17 protein-coding genes and 1 pseudogene are annotated in these 21996 nt (G+C 73.8%); 5 read left to right on the top strand and 13 right to left on the bottom strand.

The features are described from left to right. Positions 1-220: 220 nt before the first annotated feature. The 10 genes from ACLJT4_RS34120 to ACLJT4_RS34075 all read right to left on the bottom strand — a co-directional run bounded on the left by ACLJT4_RS34120 (position 221) and on the right by ACLJT4_RS34075 (position 11812). Positions 221-844: a TetR/AcrR family transcriptional regulator gene (locus ACLJT4_RS34120; protein WP_411128369.1), complete on the bottom strand. Its 624-nt coding sequence runs from the start codon at positions 842-844 to the stop codon at positions 221-223. After that, on the bottom strand, positions 832-1584 hold the full coding sequence (locus ACLJT4_RS34115; RefSeq protein WP_411128367.1) for an enoyl-CoA hydratase family protein: 753 nt from the start codon (positions 1582-1584) through the stop codon (positions 832-834). The genes ACLJT4_RS34120 and ACLJT4_RS34115 overlap by 13 nt, the downstream gene beginning before the upstream one ends. Continuing rightward, entirely contained in the window at positions 1581-3197 is a 1617-nt protein-coding gene (locus tag ACLJT4_RS34110) for a 4-coumarate--CoA ligase family protein (RefSeq protein WP_411128365.1), read from the bottom strand. The genes ACLJT4_RS34115 and ACLJT4_RS34110 overlap by 4 nt, the downstream gene beginning before the upstream one ends. Before the next feature lie 117 nt (positions 3198-3314). Continuing rightward, complete coding sequence (locus ACLJT4_RS34105; RefSeq protein ID WP_411128363.1) at positions 3315-4490, bottom strand: acyl-CoA dehydrogenase family protein; 1176 nt, start codon at positions 4488-4490, stop codon at positions 3315-3317. Positions 4491-4562: 72 nt separating this feature from the next. Next, positions 4563-6503, bottom strand: coding sequence for an acetyl/propionyl/methylcrotonyl-CoA carboxylase subunit alpha (locus ACLJT4_RS34100; protein ID WP_411128384.1), 1941 nt, complete (start codon positions 6501-6503; stop codon positions 4563-4565). 30 nt (positions 6504-6533) lie between these two features. After that, complete coding sequence (locus ACLJT4_RS34095) at positions 6534-8132, bottom strand: acyl-CoA carboxylase subunit beta (protein WP_411128361.1); 1599 nt, start codon at positions 8130-8132, stop codon at positions 6534-6536. After that, entirely contained in the window at positions 8129-9838 is a 1710-nt protein-coding gene (locus ACLJT4_RS34090; protein WP_411128359.1) for an acyclic terpene utilization AtuA family protein, read from the bottom strand. The genes ACLJT4_RS34095 and ACLJT4_RS34090 overlap by 4 nt, the downstream gene beginning before the upstream one ends. After that, positions 9835-10638: a TIGR03084 family metal-binding protein gene (locus ACLJT4_RS34085; RefSeq protein WP_411128357.1), complete on the bottom strand. Its 804-nt coding sequence runs from the start codon at positions 10636-10638 to the stop codon at positions 9835-9837. Before ACLJT4_RS34085 ends, ACLJT4_RS34090 begins: the two co-directional genes overlap by 4 nt. A gap of 173 nt (positions 10639-10811) precedes the next feature. Further along, positions 10812-11006 (bottom strand): DUF397 domain-containing protein, encoded by a 195-nt coding sequence (locus ACLJT4_RS34080; RefSeq protein WP_411128355.1) that lies wholly within the window; start codon positions 11004-11006, stop codon positions 10812-10814. After that, the gene (locus ACLJT4_RS34075; RefSeq protein WP_411128353.1) at positions 11003-11812 is read right to left on the bottom strand and encodes a helix-turn-helix domain-containing protein; all 810 of its coding nucleotides are present in this window, start codon (positions 11810-11812) and stop codon (positions 11003-11005) included. The genes ACLJT4_RS34080 and ACLJT4_RS34075 overlap by 4 nt, the downstream gene beginning before the upstream one ends. 102 nt (positions 11813-11914) lie before the next feature. On the opposite strand from ACLJT4_RS34075, the gene ACLJT4_RS34070 reads away from it, so the two are divergent. After that, positions 11915-12157, top strand: a complete 243-nt coding sequence (locus ACLJT4_RS34070; protein WP_411128351.1) for a hypothetical protein — start codon at positions 11915-11917, stop codon at positions 12155-12157. A gap of 252 nt (positions 12158-12409) precedes the next feature. Here the strand turns inward: ACLJT4_RS34070 and ACLJT4_RS34065 are convergent, their stop codons facing one another. Beyond that, positions 12410-13327: an EamA family transporter gene (locus tag ACLJT4_RS34065; protein WP_078487296.1), complete on the bottom strand. Its 918-nt coding sequence runs from the start codon at positions 13325-13327 to the stop codon at positions 12410-12412. A gap of 239 nt (positions 13328-13566) precedes the next feature. Here ACLJT4_RS34065 and ACLJT4_RS34060 point away from each other — a divergent pair, with 239 nt between their 5' ends. Continuing rightward, positions 13567-14418 (top strand): LysR family transcriptional regulator, encoded by an 852-nt coding sequence (locus ACLJT4_RS34060; protein ID WP_411128349.1) that lies wholly within the window; start codon positions 13567-13569, stop codon positions 14416-14418. Positions 14419-14665: 247 nt separating this feature from the next. Continuing rightward, positions 14666-16444: an FG-GAP repeat domain-containing protein gene (locus ACLJT4_RS34055; protein WP_411128347.1), complete on the top strand. Its 1779-nt coding sequence runs from the start codon at positions 14666-14668 to the stop codon at positions 16442-16444. Here ACLJT4_RS34055 and ACLJT4_RS34050 read toward each other — a convergent pair. Together ACLJT4_RS34050 and ACLJT4_RS34045 are read right to left on the bottom strand one after the other, a co-directional pair. Next, positions 16426-19410 (bottom strand): FAD-binding and (Fe-S)-binding domain-containing protein, encoded by a 2985-nt coding sequence (locus ACLJT4_RS34050; protein WP_411128345.1) that lies wholly within the window; start codon positions 19408-19410, stop codon positions 16426-16428. The two genes, ACLJT4_RS34055 and ACLJT4_RS34050, sit on opposite strands and share 19 nt — an antisense overlap. Positions 19411-19630: 220 nt before the next feature. After that, on the bottom strand, positions 19631-19924 hold the full coding sequence (locus ACLJT4_RS34045; RefSeq protein WP_411128343.1) for a hypothetical protein: 294 nt from the start codon (positions 19922-19924) through the stop codon (positions 19631-19633). Between the two features lie 41 nt (positions 19925-19965). On the opposite strand from ACLJT4_RS34045, the pseudogene ACLJT4_RS34040 reads away from it, so the two are divergent. Beyond that, positions 19966-20652, top strand: a pseudogene (locus ACLJT4_RS34040) (helix-turn-helix transcriptional regulator); the annotation flags it as partial. A gap of 142 nt (positions 20653-20794) precedes the next feature. Beyond that, entirely contained in the window at positions 20795-21913 is a 1119-nt protein-coding gene (serC, locus tag ACLJT4_RS34035) for a phosphoserine transaminase (RefSeq protein WP_411128341.1), read from the top strand. Positions 21914-21996: the final 83 nt, after the last annotated feature.

Genomic DNA, 21996 nt, shown 5'->3' with positions numbered 1-21996 from the left:
TGGCGGGTGGTGGGGTGCCCGGACGTAAAGCGCAGCAGTCCGGGCACCCCACCACCCGCCAACCCGGCACCGCACCCCACAAGCCCCGCGCAGCGGACAACGCCCCGCGCCGCAGGCGCAAACAACAACCCCCACGGCGGGACGGCCGACAACGCCCCGCGCCGCCAGGCGCAAACGGCAACCCCCACGGCGGGAAAGCCGACAACGTGGGAAGCCAATTTCAACGGCTGAGGAGGGAATCCAAGATCTTCGCCCATTGGGCGACCACGCGGTCCCGGCGTGGGGTGTCGTCGGTCAGGAGGTTGGCGAGGCCGAGGCCGCGGGCCATGTCGAGGAGGCCCTGGACCGTTTCGCGGACGCCGGGGACGGACTCGTCGGCGTCGAGCAGGGCGACTGCGGTGCGGTGGGCCTCGCGGCCCACTCTGGCTTCGAGGGCGGTGACGCGGTCGCGGAGTTGTTCCTCGTCGGAGGCGGCCACCCACAGGTGCAGGGCGGCGCGGAACAGGGGGCCGGTGTAGAGGGCGACGACCTCCTCGACGATGCGCCAGGTGCGGGCGAGGGAGCCGGCCGGCGGCAGGTCGTGTGCCAGGGCCTTGAGCGCGCCCCGGCGTTTTTCGGCGACGTGCTCGACGGCGGCGGTGAACAGGTCTTCGCGGGTGCGGAAGTGGTGTTGGGCGGCGCCTCGGGAGACGCCGGCGCGTTCGGCGACGACGGAGACCGTGCTGCCGCTCCAGCCGCGTTCGGCGAGGCAGGCGACGGCGGCTTCCAGGAGTTTGAGCCGGGTGGCGCGGCTGCGTTCCTGTTGGGGCTCTTTGGGGCGGCGGGCGGGGGTCAGCGCACCCATTCCGGGTCCCGTCGTTCGAGGAAGGCGGTCATGCCTTCGCGGGCTTCGGCGGAGCCGAAGAGGCGGGCGGAGCGTTCGGCGAGTGCGTCGGTGTCGTTGTCGAAGGCGGCCAGGACGGGGGCGGTGACGAGTTTCTTGGACTCGGCGAGGCCCTGGGGGGAGCCCTTGCGCAGTCCGTCCAGGAGGGGTGTCAGGCCGGCGTCGACGTCGTCGGCGGCGAGGGTGACGAGGCCGATCCGGGCTGCTTCGGTCGGGCCGAACTTCTCGCCGGTCAGGTAGTAGCGGGCGGCGGCGCGGGCGTCGAGCCGGGGCAGTAGCGGCAGTGAGATCACGGCGGGGGCGAGGCCGAGTCGTGCCTCGGTGAAGGCGAAGGTGGACTGCGGGCCGGCGACGGCGAGGTCGCAGGCTCCGAGTAGTCCGAGGCCGCCGGCGCGGACGTGGCCGGTGACCCGGGCGACGACGGGTTTGGGCAGTGCGACGAGGGTGCGCAGCAGCCGGGCGAGGGCCAGTGGGCCGTCCTTGGCGTCGCCGGCGGTGGCTTCGGCCAGGTCCGCGCCGGCGCAGAAGGTGCCGCCGGTGTGGGTGAGCACCAGGGCGCGGGCGGCGTCGTCGGCGGCGGCGTCGGCGAGGGCCTGGTGCAGTTCGGTGACCAGGCGGGTGGAGAGCGCGTTGCGGTTGTGGGGGGAGTTGAGGGTGAGGGTGGTGATGCCGCGCTCGTGGGCGCGCTCCACGTACGTCATCGGGGCGTCGAGCTCCTTTCCCTGGCGCGGAGTTCGCGCCGGAGGATCTTTCCGGTGGTGGCGCGCGGCACGCTGTCCAGGAACTCCACGCGGCGCACCTTCTTGTACGGGGCTACTCGCTCAGCAACGTAGGCGATGACCTCGTCCGCGGTGAGCGCGGCCCCTGGTTGGCGGACCACGAACGCCTTGGGGATCTCGTTGCCGTCCGCGTCGGGGATGCCGATGACGGCCGCGTCGGCGACGGCTTCGTGGGCGAGCAGCAGCGCTTCCAGGTCGGCGGGGGCCACCTGGTAGCCCTTGTATTTGATCAACTCCTTGACGCGGTCGACGACGTGGAGCCAGCCGTCGGCGTCGGTCCGGCCGACGTCGCCGGTGTGCAGCCAGCCGTCGGGGTCGATCATCGCGTCGGTCTCGGCGGGGCGTCCCAGGTAGCCGCGCATCACCTGCGGGCCGCGGATGACGATCTCGCCGCTCTGCCCCGGGCCGAGGTCCCGCCCGGTTTCCAGGGAGACGATCCGCAGTTCCGTACTGGGCAGGAGGGTGCCGACCGCTCCCGGTGGCGGGGCGCTCGCGCCCGGCGGTACGACGTGGGTGGCCGGGGAGAGTTCGGTCATGCCGTATGCCTGGAGGACGGTGGGCAGGCCCAGGCGGCGGGCGCAGGCGGCGGCGAGTTCGGCGTCCAGGGGCGCGGCGGCGCAGAGCACGCGCCGCAGGGAGGTCAGGTCGAAGTCGTCGACCATCGGGTGCTTGGCGAGCGCCAGCACGATGGGGGGCGCGGTGTAGACCTCGGTGATGCGGTGCTGCTCGATGGCGGTGAGGAACTGGCGCAGGTCGAAGCGGGGCAGCACGACGACGGTGGCGCCGTTGCGCAGGGGGGCGTTCATCAGGGCGGTGAGCCCGTAGATGTGGAAGAAGGGCAGGACGGCCAGGACGCGGTCCTCGGGGCCGTTGGCCATCACGGGGGCCAGTTGGGCGAGGTTGGTGGCGATGCTGCGGTGGGTGAGCATCACGCCCTTGGGGGCGCCGGTGGTGCCGGAGGAGTACGGGAGCGCGGCCAGGTCGGTGGCGGGGTCGATCCGCGGGGCGGGTTCCGGGTGGTCCTCGGTGGTCAGGTCGAGGATGGAGCGGTGGCCGTCGGCGCGGTCGCAGAGGAGGATCTCGGTGATGCCGCCGGCCCGTTGGGCGGCGGCCCGGGCGGTGTCCAGCAGGGCCGCCACGGTGACGATCCGGGACGCCCGGGAGTCGGTCAGCTGGCGGGCGAACTCGGCTTCGGTGGCCAGCGGGTGGACGGTGGTGACCGCAGCGCCGCAGCGCGTCGCGGCGTAGAACACGACGGGGAAGAGGATCGAGTTGGGGCTGTGCAGGGCCAGTACGTCGCCCTTGCCCAGGCCGGAGGCGGCGAGGGCGGCGGCCAGGCGGCGGCTGAGGTGGTCGAGGGCGGCGTAGTCGAGGGTGTGGCCGGTGAGCGCGTCGACCAGGGCGGGGCGGGCGCCGTGTGCGGCGGCGCCGCCCAGGACGGCGTCGTGGATCGGCACCTCCAGGGGCGCGACGTCGGGGTGGGCGCTGCGGAAGACGTGGGCGGGGTGGGGCGTCTGGGGTGCCTTGCGTGCCATGGGAGGGACCTTCCCTGGGGCGGCGGTGGACGGCGGGGCCGGGCCTTCCTTCCCGTGTGCCGGGCCGGTGCGCGCCGCGCCCGGGTGGTCGGGGCCTGGCGCGCACCGCCCGTTCGCTCAGTACGACTTGGGCAGTCCCAGGGACTGGTGCGAGATGAAGTTGAGGATCATCTCCCGGCTGACCGGGGCGATCCGCGCCACCCGGGCGGCGGTGATCAGTGACGCCAGGCCGTACTCCTGGGTGAGGCCGTTGCCGCCGAGGGTGTGCACGGCCTGGTCGACGGTGTGCACCGCGGCTTCGGCGGCCGCGTACTTGGCCATGTTCGCGGCCTCGCCGGCGGCCATGTCGTCGCCCGCGTCGTAGAGCAGGGCCGCCTTGCGCATCATCAGTCCGGCCAGTTCCAGTTCGACGTGGCACTGGGCGAGCGGATGGGCGAGGGCCTGGTGGGCGCCGATGGGCTCCTTCCAGACCTGGCGGGTGCGGGCGTAGTCGACGGCCCGGGCGAGCGCGTAGCGGCCCATGCCGAGGGCGAACGCGGCGGTCATGATGCGTTCCGGGTTGAGGCCGGCGAACAGTTGCAGCAGGCCGGCGTCCTCGTCGCCCACCAGGGCTTCGGCGGGCAGCCGCACGTCGTCCAGGGTCAGCTCGAACTGCTTCTCTGGGGCGGCGAGTTCCATCGGTACCGGGCTGCGGCCAAAGCCGGGTGCCTCGCGCGGGACGATGAACAGGCAGGGCTTGAGTTTGCCGGTGCGGGCGTCCTCGGTGCGGCCGACGATCAGCGTGGCCTCGGCGATGTCGACGCCGGAGACGAAGATCTTCCGCCCGTTGAGGATCCAGTCGGTGCCGTCCCTGCGGGCGGTGGTGGTGATCCGGTGCGAGTTGGATCCGGCGTCCGGTTCGGTGATGCCGAAGGCCATCTTGCGGCTGCCGTCGGCGAGTCCGGGCAGCCAGGTGCGCTTCTGCTCCTCGGTGCCGAAGCGGGCGATGACCGTGCCGCAGATCGCCGGGGAGACCACCAGCATCAGCAGGGGGCAGCCGGCTGCCCCCAACTCCTCGAGGACGAGGGCGAGTTCGGTGATGCCGGCGCCTCCGCCGCCGTACTCCTCGGGCAGGTTCACGCCGAGGTAGCCGGCCTTGGCGGCGTCCTGCCACAGTTCGTCGGTGTGCTTGCCCGCGGCGACGACGGCGGTGAAGTACTCCCGGCCGTAGCGCTTGGCGAGCGCGGCGACGGCGGCGCGCAGGGCGCGGTGTTCCTCGGACTCGATCACGGAGTTGCTCAGGGCGGTGCGCATGACGGCTCCTGGGGCGGTGTGTGAGTGCCTACGGTGAGGGGGGCGGTGCGTGGGCCGGGCGTGGGGCCGGCGTCAGTCGGTGACGACGGCGAGCAGGGTGCCGACCTCGACCTGCTGGCCGGTGCGGGCCGGCAGCGCGGTCACGGTGCCGGCCGCCGGCGCGGTGATCTTGTGTTCCATCTTCATGGCCTCCAGCCACAGCAGCGGCTGGCCGGCCGCCACCCGGTCGCCCTCCGCCAGCCCGTCCGCGATCCGCACGACCGTGCCGGGCATCGGGGCGAGCAGCGATCCGGGCTCCGTGCGGGCGGTGGGGTCGGGGAAGCGGGGCAGTGCGGTGAGGGTGCGGGCGCCCAGCGGGGAGTCGACGTGGACCCGGTCGCCGTAGCGGGCGAGGGCGAACGCCCGCCGCACCCCGTCGACCTCCAACACCACCTCGTCGGCGGCCAGGGCGAGCAGCCGCACGCCCGGGAAGCCCTCGGCGGCGAGCCCGGCGCGGCCGAGCCGGTAGCGGACCCGGTGGATGCGGTCCCCGCACGCGTACTCCTTGGTCTGGGGGCCGGCGGGGACGTTGCGGAAGCCCCCGAAGCGGGAGCGGCCGTGCGCGTCGGCGAGCGCGGCGGCCAGCGCGCACAGCCCGTCGGGGGCCGCGTCGTCCGCGCCGGTCGAGGTGAGGGCGTCGAGGTGGCGGTCGTAGAAGCCGGTGTCGAGCCCGGTGGCGGTGGCGAACGCGGGGTGCCGCAGCGAACGGACCAGCAGGTCGCGGTTGGTGACCGGGCCGTGGATGCGGGCCCGTTCCAGGGCGCCGGCCAGTTTGCGGACCGCCTCGGCGCGGGTGGGCGCCCAGGCGACGACCTTGGCCAGCATCGGGTCGTAGTGGACGCTGACGGTGTCGCCGTCGGTCACGCCGGAGTCCAGGCGGACGCCGTCCGGTACGCCGATGCGGTGCACGGTGCCGGTCTGCGGCTGCCAATCGGCCGCCGGGTCCTCCGCGTAGAGCCGGGCCTCGACGGCGTGGCCGTGCGGTGCGGGCAGCGCGGCGGGCAGCGGCTGGCCTTCGGCGACGGCGATCTGGAGGGCGACGAGGTCGAGCCGGTAGATCTCCTCGGTGACCGGGTGTTCCACCTGGAGGCGGGTGTTCATCTCCAGGAAGTGGGCCCGGCCGTCGGCGGCCACCAGGAACTCGACGGTGCCGGCGCCCCGGTAGTCGATGGTCCGGGCGGCCTGGGCGGCGGCCCGGTGCAGGGCGTCGCGGAGCGCGTCGGGCAGTCCGGGGGCCGGCGCCTCCTCGATGACCTTCTGGTGGCGGCGTTGGAGCGAGCAGTCACGGGTGCCGAGCGTCCAGACGGTGCCGTGCGCGTCGGCGAGCACCTGCACCTCGACGTGCCGCCCGCCCTCGACGTAGGGCTCGACGAACACCTCGCCGTCGCCGAACGCGGCCGCCGCCTCGGCCCGCGCCGACGCCAACGCCGGTGCCAGCGCGTCGAGTTCCCGCACGATCCGCATGCCGCGCCCGCCGCCGCCGGCCGCCGCCTTCACCAGTAGCGGCAGGTCGGCGGCGGTGACGGCGGCCGGGTCGAGGGGCGCGAGCAGCGGCACTCCGGCCGCGGCCATCAGTTCCTTGGCGCGGGTCTTGGAGGCCATCGCCTCGATGGCGGCCGGCGGCGGCCCGATCCACACCAGCCCCGCGTCGGTGACCGCGGCGGCGAACGCGGCGCTCTCGGAGAGGAACCCGTACCCGGGGTGGACGGCGTCCGCGCCGGCCGCCAGCGCCGCCTTCACGATCAGCTCGCCGCGCAGATAGGTGTCCGCGGGCGCCTCGCCGGGCAGCCGGACGGCGGCGTCCGCCTCCCGCACGTGCGCGGCGTCGGCGTCCGCGTCGGAGTGCACGGCGACGGTGGCGACGCCCAGGTCACGGCAGGTGCGGAAGATGCGGCGGGCGATCTCGCCGCGGTTGGCGACAAGGACCGAACGGATCTCGGTGCGGCCGGTCTCCCGGGCGTCGCCCCCGGGCACGGTCACGGAATCGTTGCTGGTCACGGAACCTCACATCCGGAAGACGCCGAAGCCGCCCCGCGCGCCCTCGACCGGCGCGGTGTGGACGGCGGACAGGCACAGGCCGAGGACGGTGCGGGTGTCGCGCGGGTCGATGACGCCGTCGTCGTACAGCCGCCCGGACAGGAACATCGGCAGCGATTCGGCTTCGATCTGCTGCTCCACCATGGCGCGCAGCGCCGCGTCGCCGTCGTCGTCGTAGGGCTGGCCCTTCGCGGCGGCGGAGGCCCGCGCCACGATGGAGAGCACCCCGGCGAGTTGTTGCGGGCCCATCACCGCCGATTTGGCGCTCGGCCAGGCGAACAGGAACCGCGGGTCGTACGCCCGCCCGCACATCCCGTAGTGCCCGGCCCCGTACGACGCGCCCATCAGGACCGACAGGTGCGGTACCCGCGAGTTCGACACCGCGTTGATCATCATCGCGCCGTGCTTGATGATGCCGCCCTGCTCATACTCCTTGCCGACCATGTAGCCGGTGGTGTTGTGCAGGAAGAGCAACGGGACGTCCCGCTGGTTGGCCAACTGGATGAACTGCGCGGCCTTCTGGCTCTCCGCGCTGAACAGCACGCCCTGCGCGTTGGCGAGGATCCCCACCGGGTAGCCGTGCAGCTGTGCCCAGCCGGTGGTCAGGCTCGTCCCGTACAGCGGCTTGAACTCGTCGAAGTCCGAGCCGTCCACGATCCGGGCGATCACCTCGCGCGGGTCGAACGGTGCCTTGAGGTCGCCCGGGACGATCCCCAGCAGCTCCTCCTCGTCGTACTTCGGCGGCTCGGCCGGGCCCGGATCGGCGTGCGCCTTGCGCCAGTTGAGTCGGGCCACCACCCGGCGGGCCTGCCGCAGCGCATCGGGCTCGTCCAGCGCGAAGTGGTCCGCCAGTCCCGACGTGCGGGCGTGCATCTCCGCGCCGCCCAGCGACTCGTCGTCGCTCTCCTCGCCGGTCGCCATCTTCACCAGCGGCGGCCCGCCGAGGAAGACCTTGGCCCGCTCCTTGACCATGATCACGTGGTCCGACATGCCGGGGACGTACGCGCCGCCGGCCGTCGAATTGCCGAAGACCACCGCCACCGTCGGGATGCCGGCCGCGGACAGCCGCGTCAGGTCCCTGAAGAGCGCCCCGCCCGGAATGAAGATCTCCTTCTGGCTCGGCAGGTCGGCCCCGCCCGACTCCACCAGGCTGACCACCGGCAGCCGGTTGGCGCGCGCGACCTCGTTGGCCCGCAGCGCCTTCTTGAGCGTCCACGGGTTGCTCGCCCCGCCGCGCACCGTCGGGTCGTTGGCGGTGATCAGGCACTCCACGCCCTCGATCACGCCGATCCCGGTGACCAGCGACGCGCCCACCGCGTAGTCGCTGCCCCAGCCGGCGAGCGGCGACAGTTCCAGGAAGGGCGTGTCCGGGTCCACCAGCAGCTCGATCCGCTCGCGGGCCAGCAGCTTGCCGCGCGCGCGGTGCCGGGCGACGTACTTCTCGCCGCCGCCGGCGAGCGCCTTGTCGTGCTCCCCGGCCACCTCGTCCAGCTTCCCCAGCATCGCCGCCCGCCGCTCGGCGTACTCCGCGCCGGCGGTGTCGAGCGCGGTCCTCAGGACGGTCACAGCAGAACCTCCGGTATCCGAACGTGACGGGAGCGCAGCCACTCCCCCAGCGCCTTGGCCTGCGGGTCGAACCGGGCCTGCGACGCGACGCCCTCGCCCAGCAGCCCATCCACCGTGAAGTTCAGCGCCCGCAGCCGGGACAACACCTCGCGGCGGACCTCCAACTGAGCGGTCTCCGGCAGGAGTTGGCGGAATCTGGTCACCGTCAGCTCATGCGCGAGCCACCGCCACGCGTCGTCCGTCCGGACCCACACCCCGACGTTCGCCGACCCGCCCTTGTCACCACTACGGGCCCCGGCGACGACCCCCAGGGGCGCCCGCCGGGTCGGCCCCGCCGGCAACGGCACCGGAAGCTCCCCTTCCACGACAGCCGGCTCCCCGGCCACCGCCGACGCGGGCACCGGCACGATCTCCACCCGCCCCCCGTCCGGCAACACCGCCACCTGCCGCACGTCCCCCACCGGCACGTACGCCGCCTCGAACACCCCGTACGGGGCGCCCTTCCCCGGCGGCGCCGTCACGTGGAAGCCCGGGTAACTGGCCAACGCCAGCTCGACGGCCGCCCCGCTCACCGCCCGCCCGACGGCCTCCGGATCCGGGTCCCGCACCACCAGCCGCAGCAGCGCACTCGCCTCCTCCTGCACCCCCGCATCCCCGTGATCGGTCCGTGCCAGCGACCACCTCACCTCGCGCGGACGGCGCTCGGCCCGCCCCAACGCGTCCTCCAACTGCCCCCGCACCAGCGCCGCCTTGGCCTCGATGTCGAGCCCGGTGAGCACGAACACCACCTCGTTGCGCCAGCCGCCCATCCGGGTCAGCCCGACCTTCGCGGTCGCCGGCGGCGCCTCACCGCGCACCCCGTCGATCCGCACCCGGTCCGGCCCGACCTCGGTCAGCCGTACGGTGTCCAGCCGCGCCGTGACGTCCGGCCCCACATAGCGCGCACCGGCCGTCTCGTAGAGCAGCTGGGCGGTCACCGTCCCCGCCGTGACCGCACCCCCGGTCCCCGGATGCTTGGTGATCACGGCGCTGCCGTCCGGGTGGATCTCGGCCAGCGGAAACCCCGGCCGCCGCACGTCCCCCAACTCCCCGAAGAACGCGTAATTGCCGCCCGTCGCCTGCGTCCCGCACTCCAGTACGTGCCCCGCGACCACCGCGCCCGCCAGCCGGTCGTAGTCGTCCGCCGCCCAGCCGAAGTGCGCCGCGGCCGGCCCGCTGACCAGCGCCGCGTCCGTTACCCGCCCCGTGACCACCACATCCGCCCCGCCCCGCAGGCACTCCGCGATCCCCGCACCGCCCAGATAGGCGTTGGCGGTGAGCACTCCCTCGCCCCACCCCCGCCCCACCAGGTCATCACCCTCGACGTGCGCGACCCGCACCGGGACGCCGACCCGCGCGCTCAACTCCCTCACGGCCTCGGCGAGTCCGGCCGGATTCAGCCCGCCGGCGTTCGTCACGATCCGCACGCCGCGCTCGACGGCGAGCCCCAGCCCCTCCTCCAACTGCCGCAGGAAGGTCTTGGCGTAGCCCAGCCGCGGGTCCTTCAGCCGGTCCCGGCCCAGGATCAGCATCGTCAGCTCGGCCAGGTAGTCCCCGGTCAGTACGTCCAGCCGCCCGCCGGTCAGCATCTCCCGCACGGCCTCGAACCGGTCGCCGTAGAACCCCGACGCGTTCCCGATCCGCAGCGGCTCCGCGCCCGCCGTCACCGCCGCACCCCGCCCGGCGCCCGTCCCGGTCCGGCCGGCCCGGCGAAGGACTGCGCGATGCCCAACCACCGTTCGGCGTCCGGCCCCACCGCCACCAGCGAGACGTCGGCGCGGTGCACCCGCTGGGTCACCAGCAGGCAGAACTCCAGCGCCGCCCCACTCACCCGCTGGGCGGCCCCCGGCGGCCCGAACGTCCACTCCTCGCCTCCGGGCCCGACCAGCTCGACCCGGAACTCCTCCCCCGGCGGTGTCAGCCCGCGCACCGCGTACGCGTAGTCCCGGGCCCGCACCCCGATCCGGGCGACGTGCCGCAGCCGCGCGGTCGGCACCCGCCGCACTCCCAGCGCATCGGCCACGTCCTGTCCGTGCGCCCAGGTCTCCATCAACCGCCCGGTCGCCACCGACGCCACGCTCATCGGCGGCCCGTACCAGGGCAGCTTGGCGCCCGCCGGCTGCGCCGCCAGCACCGCCAGCAGCTCCGTCCGGCTCGCCCGCCAGCGCGCCAACAGCTCGGCGGGCGCCAGCCGGGCGCCGCGCTCGGCCCCCTCGTCCACGAACGTCTCCGGCGACGCCATCGCCGCCGCCACCTCGCGCCCGAACCCCTCGGGGTCCACCGCCGACTGCACGGCCCGCTCGTCCGTCCACAGCAGGTGCGCGATCTGGTGGGCGATGCTCCACCCGGCGGCCGGGGTCGCCCGCTCCCACTGGTCCGGCGGCAGCTCCGCCACCAGCCCGTCCACGTCCTCGCCCTCGGCCCGCAGGTCCGCCAGGACCTCCCGAACCTCCCGCGGATCGGCCATCGCGCGCTCTCCTCATCCACGCCGGTCGCCCATGTCCCTTACGGGCAGGGCGCGTTGACAGCTGCGGTGATGCGAGAACCGAGCGTGGCAGCGCGACCAGAAACAATCAAGCACGCATGCATGATTTTTTGCCACGCCACGCCCCCGCATACGCGACGCGCGAGCACCCCGCGTTACGGCCGCACGGGCGCCGATGCGGCGTAACGGACGAAGGCGGCCCAGGCGGCGGGGGTGAGGGTGAGGTCAGGGCCGGGCTTGTCTTTGGAGTCGCGGACGTGGACGGTGTTGGGATCGGCGGCTACCTCTATGCAGTCGCCGGCTTGGGGGCCGCTGTACGTGGACTTAGTCCATGCCAGTTCGCCGCTCATTCCTTACCTGCCAACTCTTCGATGAATTGCACTGATTCTGTGATGGACAGCGCCTGCGACCGGATCATGTCATAGCGCTGCGCCATACAACTGACCCGCTCTCGATCGGATACAAGCTGTCCGTTGATCTGCCCTTCGACGTAGACCAGAGTGCGCTGTTCCGACGTCTCCAGCAACGTCATCGCGCCATCAAGACCAGGATGTTCCGCCCTGGTTGGCATCACCTGGAGGGAGACATTGCGCAGCTGTAGCCACTCCAACACCTTTTCCATTTGCTCCCGATGGACCTTTCGGCCACCCATCGGACGCTCCAAGGCCGACTGCTCGACAACGAAGTGCACTGCAGGGCGGTCATCGCGGGTGAGCATCGCCTGTCGATCCACCCTGGCCTCCACCAGGCGTGCCACCTCATCCTCGACGAACGCCGGAATGCGCCATCCGATCACCGCCCGTGCGTAGGCTTCGGTCTGTAGCAACCCCGGCACGCAGTGCGGGTCGTACGAGCAGCGTCGCACGCACTTCCTTTCGAGCTTCGGCAGATCGCGGAAGAACTTCGGATACCGCGCCTCGTCCAGCAGCGGAATGGCCGCCTTCAGCACTCCCTTCGCACCCAGCAGCTCATCCGCCTGCTCCACCGTCGTAGCGTCGGGAATGCGCTGCCCCAGTTCGTACGCCTTGATCGTGTGGGACGCGTAACCAAGCTTCTGCCCAAGTTCCTCGCGGCTCAGATCAGCCGACTCCCGGAAGAGCTTCAACTGCCCGGCGAAGACGCGCAACGCTACGGACTCACCACCGTCACCGAACATTCCAACCTCCTCGGATACGGGCTCACCGCGCGTGACTACGAACACCCTCCGTACGCGCGCCATCACTGGTCAGGCTAGGCGGGCCGTTCGACCATCGGAGCCATGAATCAGAAAAACCCCTCATCCGGGGACAGCGCTTTGGCCCAAGGGCAGCGGGTGGCAGAGGAGTTGGCGTCCGCGCTCGCCGCCGCCGGATTCACCTTTCCCTCCCTGCGGGGCGACTATCCCGTCATGGATCGGGGCCGCGTCGAACTGGGCGGAATTTCCGCGTCCGAGGCGTCCCGTCTGGCGGCCTGGATTCGCGAACGTACGGAGAATCAGCGGGGGCGGGGGCAGGTGCGGTGAAGATCAGCCCGCGGCGGATGACGCTGTCCGTGTACCGGGTTTCAGCGGCCGGTGTGCGCACCCCGCTCCGTACAGTCGTCGTGCGGACCGACGATCCGGTCCAGCTCGTCGACGACATGCCGGGCCGCTACCCGCCCTGCGAGTGTCCGGCGTGCCGGCCCACGGGCGGAAAGTCGGTGACGGCGTAGGACGGACGGCTGCCCCGGGTGCGCCCGGAGTATCCGGAAGCGCACCCCGGGGCGGCTCGAAGGCTCACCGCCGCGCCCCGCTCAACACCGCCCCCGCACTGGCCACCACGACCAGGCCGATGGCCAGCAACTCCACCCACCCCAACGCCTGGCCCAGCACCAGGAACCCGGCCGTGGCGGCCGCCGCCGGCTCCAGGCTCATCATCACCGCGAAGCCCGACGCCGGCAGCTTCCGCAGCGCCAGCAGCTCCAGGGTGTACGGCAGCACCGACGACATCAGCGCCACGGCCGCCCCCAGGCCCACCGTCACCGGGTTCAGCAGCGCGCCGCCCGCGCTGGCCACCCCGAGCGGCAGGCTCAGCACCGCAGCGACCGTCATCGCCAGCGCCAAGCCGTCCGCCTGCGGGAACCGCTGCCCGGTCCGCGCCGACAGCAGGATGTACGCGGCCCACAGCCCACCGGCCGCCAGCGCGCACCCGGCGCCGACCAGGTTCAGCCCGTCGAAACCCGCCCGCCCCAGCAGCACCACGCCGCCCAGCGCCAGCGTCGCCCACAGCACGCTCAGCAACCGCCGCGACGTCGCCACCGACAGGATCAGCGGGCCCAGGAATTCCAGGGTGACCGCGGCGCCCAGCGGAATCCGGTCGATCGCCTGGTAGAAGAGCGAGTTCATGCCGGCGAGCGCGACGCCGAAGGCGACGATCGTCGCCCAGTCGCCCCGCCCGTAGCCCCGCACCTTCGGCCGGCACGCGACCAGCAGCACCAGCGCCGCCACCACCAGCCGCAGCGTGACCACGCCCAGCGCCCCGGCCCGCGGGAACAGCAGCACCGCCACCGACGACCCGAACTGCAACGAGACGATCCCGCCGATGACCAGCCCCACCGACACCAGCCGGCTGCGGGCCCGCGCCGCGCCCGGCCCGGCCTCGCCGCGCGCCGCGGCCGCCGCCTCGGCCGACAGCACCTCCGGCGAGGGCGGCACGGGCCGGGGTATCCCACCGCCCGACGCCTCGACGGCGGAGCCGGCGGGCGAGGCGGGGGCCGGGCGGGCGCCGTCGGAACCGGCAGAACCAGCGGAACCAGCGGAACCAGCGGACGAAGGGGAGCCGCCGAAGTCGCCGGAGCCGGCGGGCGACGCGGGAGAAGCATTCACCCTCCCACGCTACGACCCGCGTTCGCGCACGTGAAATGCGATTTCGCCAGTTGTTATGCTCCGCACGCATGAGCATCGAGCTGCGTCATTTCCGCTGCTTCCTCGCCGTCGCCGACACCCTCAGCGTGACCCGCGCCGCCGAACGCCTCCACCTCACCCAACCCGCCGCCTCCCGCACCCTGCGCCAGCTGGAGGACGCGCTCGGCGTCCGCCTCGTCGACCGCTCCACCCACCACGTGGCGCTCACCCCGGACGGCGTCGCCTTCCGCGACCAGGCAGCCCTCGCGGTCGCCGCCTTCGACCGCGCCCTGACCTACGGGCACCACGCCGGCTGGCCGCTCCGCCTGGGCCACGCCTGGTCGGCGGCCGGGGCGGACACCACCACGCTGCTGCGCCGCTGGCACGAGGAGCACCCGGACACCCCGCTCCAGCTCCTGCGCATCGACGACCGCACGGCCGGCCTCGCCCGCGGCGACGTCGACGCGGCCCTCCTGCGGGGCGAGGTGCGCGCCCCCGGCCTGGTCACCGAGCAGCTGACGACCGAGCCCCGGGTGGCCGGCCTGCCCGCCGACGACCCGCTGGCCGACCGCCCCGCCCTCTCCCTCGCCGACCTCGCGCCGCGCACCCTCGCCGTGAACACGGTCTCCGGAACCACCACCCTCGACCTCTGGCCGCCCGAGGCCCGCCCCTCCTCGACGCTCACCATCGGCAACACCGACGACTGGATCGCCGCCATCACCGGCGCCCGCGCGGTCGGCGTCACCACCTCCGCCACCGCCGGCATGCACCCCCACCCGGCGATGGCCTACGTCCCCCTGACCGACGCCCCGCCCGTCCCCGTCGTCATCGCCTGGCGCGACGCCCCGGGCCACCCCCGCATCCCGGACCTGGTGGCGTTGGCCCGGGAGGTGCTGGGCTAGGCGGGGCCGAGCGGCGTTCGCGAACGGAACGGCTCTCCAACTCCCCACCCCACAGAGCCATTTAGCAGCGCAACCCAAATCGGCTTCACCATTCCGTCACTGCTTGTACACTCCTTCCACCCGGGCACCTTCACCCTCCGTGCGCCCCCTCGGGGGCACTGCCCCCAGCGGGCCCGCGTGAGCCGTGCACTCCTGCACCCACCCCGTGAACCGCCCGGTCCTGTCGCTGCTTCCTGTGGGGGGAACCTTGACTTCCGCTGCACCCGTCCGCATCGGCGGGGCGCGCTCCCGGCGCGCCCGCCACCTCGCGGCCTGCACCACGCTCGTCCTCTGCGCCGGCACCCTGCTGTCCGCGCCGGCGTCGGCCGAGGACCGACCGACCGCACCGAACCGGCAGACCACGGCGCACCGCCCGGTCGACGACCGGCAACCGACCCTGCTGCGCCCGCCACGCACCGGGGAGCGGCGGGGCGTCGCGGGCGAGGGGAGGGCGGTGGCCACCGCCAAGGCCCCGCCGCGCTTCGACCTCAACGGGGACGGAGCGAGCGAAGTCCTCTACCGGGCGCAGGACGGTGGAGTGCGCGTCGTCCTGTCCGACGGGTCAGCGGTCGGCGGGTTCAACCTCGGCGGCTCCGCGGGCGAAATGTTCAAGGACATCGTCCCCGTCGGCGACCAAGACGGCAACGGGACCATGGAGATCCTCTCCCTGTCGTCCGACGGAACCCTCGCCATCCGCAGCAGCTACGCCACGTCCGACGCGACGGAGCCGCACTGGTCGGGGAAGGGGTGGAACGAGTACAACAAGATCCTGGCCCCCGGCGACCTGACCGGCGACCACACAACCGATCTGCTGGCCCGGGCGCCCTCCGGCGAGCTGTACCTCTACCGGTCCAACGGCCGTCTGTTCGCCCCGTTCGCCGCCCGCGTCAAGGTCGGCGGCGGTTGGCAGGTCTACGACCAGATCGTCGGCGTGAACGACGCGAACGGCGACGGGTACGGGGACCTCTACGCACGCACCCCGGGCGGCGACCTCTACTTCTACGCGGGCACCGGCGACGCCTCGGTCCCGTTCAAGGCCCGGGTCAAAGTCGGCTACGGCTTCGGGATCTACAACCAGCTCCTCAGCGTCGACGATTACGACGGCGACGGATACGGGGACCTCCTCGCACGCAGCACGGCGGGCGAGTTGTTCCTCTACCGCTCCGACGGCGCCGGGCAACTGCTCGCTCGCGGCCGGCTGGGGTCGGGCTGGGGGGTGGCGTCACTCTTCGCCGGTGCGGGCAGCAACCCGTACCTGGGCAAGTCCGAACTGCTGGGACTCGACACCCGCGGCTCCCTCTTCTACTACCACGCGCTGAACAACGGAATGCTGAGTGTCCGTCAACCACTGAGCAGGGAAGGGGAATTCACCGGGGCACAGCTCTTCTTCGCCTCCTCACTGGACAGGAACGGCCGGGGTGACGTCTTCCAGATCTATGACGGCGGCCTGTACAACTACGAGCACCCCTCAGGCACCGGCCCCGCCTTCCTGGGCTCCGGCTGGGACGTCTACTCGACCGTGTTCGGCCCCGGCGACCTCGACGGCGACGGCAAGGGCGACCTGCTGGCGCGCGACCGTGCGGGCGTCCTCTACCTCTACCCGGGCGACGGCACCGGCTACCGGGTCGGCGGCCGGATCAGGATCGGTGCCGGTTGGAACGCCTACGACGCGCTGGTCGGCGCGGGTGACTTCACGGGCGACGGCCGGTCGGACATCGTCGCCCGGACTCCCGGCGGCGCGCTCTACCTCTACGCGGGCACCGGCGTGGCCGGCGCCCCGTTCAAGGCGCCGGTGAACCTCGGCGGCGGCTGGAACGCGTACGTCCGGCTGGCCGCCCCGGGTGACATCGACGGGGACGGCCGCGCGGACCTGCTCGCCGTCGACTCCCGCGGCGACCTCTACCGCTACCTCGCCGACGGCACCGGCCGGTTCACGCCCCGGGTGAAGATCGGCAACGGCTGGAACACCTACCGCGGCCTGTTCTGATTCCGCTCCGCGTCTCCTCCCGCGTCCAGCGCCTCCGCCAGGACCTCCGCCAGGTGGCGGCCCGGGCGTTCGCCGAGTTGGCTGAGTTGGGTGCGGCAGGAGAAGCCGTCGGCGAGGATCTCGGCGTCCGGGGCGGCCTCCCGCACGGCGGGCAGGAGTTGGTCCTCGGCGCAGGCGACGGAGACGTCGTAGTGGCCGCGCTCGAAGCCGAAGTTGCCGGCCAGTCCGCAGCAGCCGCCGCTCAACGCGCCAATCAGTCCGGCGCGTTCGCGCAGTCGGCGGTCGGCGGCGTCGCCGAGGACCGCGTGCTGGTGGCAGTGGGTCTGGCCGGCGACCGCGCGGTCGAGGCGGGGCGGGGTCCAGTCGGGGGCCAGTTCTTCCAGCGTCTCGGCGAAGGTGCGGACGGACCCGGCGAGCCGGGCGGCCCGGGGGTCGTCGGCGAGCAGTTCCGGCAGGTCGGTGCGGAGCGCCGCGGCGCAGCTCGGTTCCAGGACGACCAGGGGGCGGCCGGACTGCACGAGGGGGTCGAGGACCTCCACGGTGCGGCGCATGACGGCCCGGGCCCGGGTGAGTTGGCCGGTGGAGACGTAGGTCAGGCCACAGCAGAGGCCGGGGCGGGGCAGCGGGCGCACCGGGCGGTCCGCCAGGGGGGCGGTGGGCGGAAGCAGGGGGCGGAGGCCGGCGGCCTCCAGGACGCGGACGGCGGCGCGCCCCACCTCCGGGGAGAGGTGGTCGGTGAAGGTGTCGGGCCACAGGACGACGGTCCGGCCGCCCGTGGGCGCGGCGTGCCGGCGCCACCACCAGCGGCGGAACGTCTCGCGTGCCAGCTCGGGGATCTCCCGCTCGGGGGCGATCCCGGCGAGCCGCTTGGCGACGCCGGCGAGCGGGGTGCGGGCGAGGGCGTTGAGGGCCGGCGCCACGGGGGCGGCGGCGTGCAGCCACTGGGGCAGCCGGCCCATCGCGTAGTGGGCGGCGGGGCGGAGCCGGCCCGCGTAGTGGTGGTGCAGGAACTCCGCCTTGTAGGTGGCCATGTCGACGCCCACCGGGCAGTCGCTGCGGCAGCCCTTGCAGGACAGGCAGAGGTCGAGAGCGTCGCGCACCTCCGGGGAGCGCCAGCCGTCGGTGATCACCTCGCCGGCCAGCATCTCGTGCAGCAGTCGGGCGCGCCCGCGGGTGGAGTGCTGCTCGTCGCCGGTGGCGCGGTACGACGGGCACATCACGTCCGTGGCACCCGAACCCAGCTTCTCCGTACGGCACTTGGCGACGCCGACGCAGCGGCGGACGGCGGCGGTGAAGTCCCCGTCGTCGTGCGGGTAGCCGAACTCCACCGGGACCGGGCCGGGCGGCAGCGGGGCGAAGCGCAGGTTGGCGTCTAGGGGGGCGGGGCGGACCAGCATGCCGGGGTTGAGGCCCGCGGCCGGGTCCCACAGGTCCTTGAACCGGCCGAAGACGCCGACCAGTTCGTCGCCGTACATCGCCGGGAGCAGTTCGGCGCGGGCCTGCCCGTCGCCGTGCTCTCCGGAGAGGGAGCCGCCGTGTGCCACCACCAGGGCGGCCAGGTCGGTGGAGAACTCCCGGAAGCGGCGGATGCCGGGCGGGGTGAGCAGGTCGAAGTCGATCCGGACGTGGATGCAGCCGTCGCCGAAGTGGCCGTAGGGGGTGCCGCGCAGCCCGTGCTGGGCGAGCAGGGACCGGAAGTCCCTGAGATAGGGGCCCAGTTGGGCGGGTGGGACGGCGCAGTCCTCCCAGCCGGGCCACGCCTCACTGCCGTCGGGCATGCGGGTCGCCGTGCCGGAGGCGTCCTCGCGGATCCGCCACAGGGCGCGCTGGCCGGCCGGGTCGGTGACGAGGGCGTGGCCGGTCGCGCCGTCCGCCCGCGCCGCGCGGCACAGCGCCTCGGCCCGGGCGGCGGCCTCCGCGGGGCTCGCCCCGCCCGTCTCGACGAACAGCCAGGCGCCGCCGTCGGGCAGGCCGTTGGCGCCCTTGCCGACCAGGTCGGCTGCCATGCCCTCGACGGTCAGCGGCCCGTGCGGGAGGAGGGTGTGCGCGGCCTCGGCGGCGGCGCCCTCGTCGGGGTAGGCCAGGATCGCCAGCGCGCGGGCCGCGGGCGTCGCCACGAGCCGGACGGTGGCCTCGGTGAGCACACCGAGGGTGCCCTCGCTGCCGGTGAGGGCCCGGGCCAGGTCGGTGCCGGCCTCGGGCAGCAGGGCGTCCAGGGCGTAGCCGGAGATCCGGCGCGGCAGTCCGGTCGGGTAGCCGGTGCGCAACAGCGCCAACTCGCGCTCCACCAGCGCCTGGACGCCGTCGCGCAGGCGCGGCGGGAGGCCGGTGGGGCGGCCTTCGGCGTCGGTGCCGCGGCCGGCCCGGACCGCCTCCCCGCCGTAGGTGAGCAGTTCCAGGGCGTGGATGTTGTCGGCGGTGGTGCCCCAGGCCACCGAGTGCGAGCCGCAGGAGTTGTTGCCGATCATGCCGCCGAGGGTGCAGCGGCTGTGGGTGGAGGGGTCGGGGCCGAAGGTCAGGCCGTGCGGGGCGGCCGCGGCCCGCAGGTCGTCGAGGACGACGCCCGGCTGGACCACGGCGGTGCCGGCCTCGGGGTCCAGTGCGACGATCCGCCGCAGGTGGCGGGTGAAGTCCAGGACGACGCCGGTGCCGGTGGCCTGGCCGGCGATGCTGGTGCCGCCGCCGCGCGGCACCACCGGGACGCCGTGCTCGCGGCAGACCCGCAGCGCCGCGGCGACGTCCTCGGCGTCCCGGGGCGCGACCACCGCGTCCGGGACCCGCCGGTAGTTGGACGCGTCCATCGTCATCAGGGCCCGGTCTGCGGCGGTGGCCGAGACCTCGCCCCGCACCGCCCCGGCCAGGTCGCGGGCCAGCTCCCGGCGGGCGGCGGCCGCCCGCTCGGTCGCCCGCCCCCCGGTGCCCGGTCCGCCGCCGTTCCGCTTGTCCGTCTCCGTGCGCTCAGCCATGCCTCCAGATTGCCCACGGAGGGCGGGGGCGGATCAAGAGCTGCGGACGAAGTCGACCAGAGTGTCGCGCCCAGCATGGAACGCATGAGCGACGGCGCCTCCGCGGCACCCCGCACGACACCGACGCTGTCCGCCGCGTTGGTCGGGTCCGGTCCGGACGGCGGACGCGCGGCAGGCCAACGGACGGCAGGCGTACGGGGACTCACGCCGTGCAGGGGGCTCAGCCCGCGTACGGGTGGAAGCGGAAGACGTTCTCCGGGTCGTGCGCGGCCCTCAGCTCCGCCAGTCGGGCCCGGGTCGCGCTCCCGTGGGTGCTGCCGGCCACCGCCGCCGCGTCCGTCCGTCCCCGGTGCTCGCCGAGGAGGAAGTTGACGCTCCGTCCGATCCGCCAGGGCTCGACCGCCGCCAGCGCCGCCGCGTGCACCTCCCGTACGGTCGCCAGGTCGCCCGCGGGGTCGGCGTCGCCCAGCGGCGACAGCACCCGCAGCGCGAACCGCGCGGCGCGGTGGCCCACCGCGCCGGCGCCCGCACCACCGTTGGGGCCGGTCGCCAGCGCCCCGCCCGGCGGTGGACCTGGACGAGTTGCAAAGGGCCGTCTTCACCGACCGGCGGCTGCGGATCCGCTACCGGCACGGCGGCGAGACGCGGCTGCGCACCTACACCGTCGCCCCCTACGGCCTGGTCGCCAAGGCCGGGACCTGGTACCTGGCCGCCGACCGGCGCGGCCGACCGCAGCTGTTCCGGGCCGACCGGGTGGCGTCGGCGGCCGTCACCGACGCCCCGGTGCGGCGGCGGGCGGGCGTGGAGCTGGCGGAGGTCTGGGCGCAGTTGCGGCGGCAGGTGGAGGAGCGGCCGGCGCCGGTGCGGGTGACCGCCCGGATCCGCCGGGAGCGGCTGGACCTGGCGGTGCGGATCCTGGGCGGCGCGCTGACCGCTCCCCCGCGGTTCGTGGAGCCGACGGAGGCGGAGCAGCGCACGGACGGGCCGGGCGAGGCGAACGGGACGAATGGGACGAATGGGGCCGACGCGACGGGCAAGTCGGGCGGGACGGACAGGGCGACGGGCGGCTGGGCGGTGCTGGAGCTCGGCTACCCGGTGCTGTCCGCCGTCCGCCAGCTGCTCCAGTTCGGCGACTCCCTGGAGGTGCTGGACCCCCCGGAGGCCCGCCGGGTGCTGGCCGACGCCGCGGCGGCGCTCACCACCCTCTACGCGGCGGACCGCACCCCGCACCGGGCCGAGTGATCGCGCAGCTCAGGGGCGCGTGGGACAGGGCATCCGCAACCTGTGAGGCGCCTGTGACGACCCGTGTCCACACTCCGACCGCCCGTCATCTCACCGGCTGGACGCTCCGCCCGACCCCCGCTTGACCCTCTAGGCTTCCTCCGTGGCTGATATCCAGATCCCCGCTGACATCAAGCCCGCCGACGGACGCTTCGGCGCGGGCCCCTCCAAGGTGCGTACGGAGGCGCTCGACGCGCTGGCCGCCACCGGCACCTCACTGCTCGGCACCTCCCACCGCCAGGCCCCGGTCAAGAACCTGGTCGGCTCGGTGCGGCAGGGCGTGCGCGACCTCTTCCAGCTCCCCGAGGGCTACGAGGTCGTCCTCGGCAACGGCGGTTCCACCGCGTTCTGGGACGTCGCGACGCACGGCCTGATCGAGAACAAGTCGCAGCACCTGTCGTTCGGCGAGTTCTCCTCGAAGTTCGCCAAGGCCGCCAAGCTGGCTCCGTGGCTGGCCGAGCCCACCGTCATCTCCGCCGACCCGGGCACCCACCCGGAGCCGGTCGCCGAGGCGGGCGTGGACGTCTACGCCTTCACCCACAACGAGACCTCGACCGGTGTCGCGGCCCCGATCCGGCGGGTGGCCGGCGCCGACGACGGCGCCCTGGTGCTGGTCGACGCGACCTCCGGCGCCGGCGGCCTCCCGGTGGACATCGCCCAGACCGACGTCTACTACTTCGCGCCCCAGAAGTCCTTCGCCTCCGACGGCGGGCTCTGGCTCGGCGTCTTCTCCCCGGCCGCCCTGGAGCGCGCCCGCGCCGTGCACGCCTCCGGCCGGCACGTCCCGGAGTTCTTCTCGCTGCCCACCGCGATCGACAACTCCCTGAAGAACCAGACGTACAACACCCCGTCCCTCGCCACCCTCTTCCTGCTCAACGAGCAGCTGGAGTGGATCAACGGCCAGGGCGGTCTGGACTGGGCGGTCGGCCGCACCGCCGCCTCCTCGCAGGCCCTCTACGGCTGGGCCGAGGACTCCAAGTACGCCACCCCGTTCGTCACCGACCCGGCGAAGCGCTCGCAGGTCATCGGCACGATCGACTTCAACGACGACGTCGACGCGGCGGCGATCGCCAAGGCGCTGCGCGCCAACGGCATCGTCGACACCGAGCCCTACCGCAAGCTCGGCCGCAACCAGCTGCGGATCGCGATGTTCCCGGCGATCGACCCGGCGGACGTCGAGGCGCTGACCGCCTGCATCGAGTACGTGGTCGGCCAGCTCTGACGGCACCCGCGCACCGACGCGGACGGGCCCCGGCACGGCGCACCGCGCCCCGCCGGGGCCCGTCCGCGTGCCGGGGTGCCGCC

The organism is Streptomyces sp. x-19 (genome assembly GCF_046549115.1).
GTDB classification, from domain to species: domain Bacteria; phylum Actinomycetota; class Actinomycetes; order Streptomycetales; family Streptomycetaceae; genus Streptomyces; species Streptomyces albulus_C.
Note: the sequence above shows the minus strand (reverse complement) of the source record. Positions and strands in the feature narration are given on the sequence as shown.

Bases quoted from the DNA above. Each gene is read 5' to 3' on its own strand.
- ACLJT4_RS34110 (WP_411128365.1), bottom strand. From the start codon at position 3,197: ATGGCACGCAAGGCACCCCAGACGCCCCACCCCGCCCACGTCTTCCGC.
- ACLJT4_RS34050 (WP_411128345.1), bottom strand. From the start codon at position 19,410: ATGGCTGAGCGCACGGAGACGGACAAGCGGAACGGCGGCGGACCGGGC.
- ACLJT4_RS34115 (WP_411128367.1), bottom strand. From the start codon at position 1,584: ATGACGTACGTGGAGCGCGCCCACGAGCGCGGCATCACCACCCTCACC.
- ACLJT4_RS34070 (WP_411128351.1), top strand. From the start codon at position 11,915: ATGAATCAGAAAAACCCCTCATCCGGGGACAGCGCTTTGGCCCAAGGG.
- ACLJT4_RS34105 (WP_411128363.1), bottom strand. From the start codon at position 4,490: ATGCGCACCGCCCTGAGCAACTCCGTGATCGAGTCCGAGGAACACCGC.
- ACLJT4_RS34085 (WP_411128357.1), bottom strand. From the start codon at position 10,638: ATGGCCGATCCGCGGGAGGTTCGGGAGGTCCTGGCGGACCTGCGGGCC.
- ACLJT4_RS34075 (WP_411128353.1), bottom strand. From the start codon at position 11,812: ATGTTCGGTGACGGTGGTGAGTCCGTAGCGTTGCGCGTCTTCGCCGGG.
- ACLJT4_RS34080 (WP_411128355.1), bottom strand. From the start codon at position 11,006: ATGAGCGGCGAACTGGCATGGACTAAGTCCACGTACAGCGGCCCCCAA.
- ACLJT4_RS34120 (WP_411128369.1), bottom strand. From the start codon at position 844: ATGGGTGCGCTGACCCCCGCCCGCCGCCCCAAAGAGCCCCAACAGGAA.
- ACLJT4_RS34060 (WP_411128349.1), top strand. From the start codon at position 13,567: ATGAGCATCGAGCTGCGTCATTTCCGCTGCTTCCTCGCCGTCGCCGAC.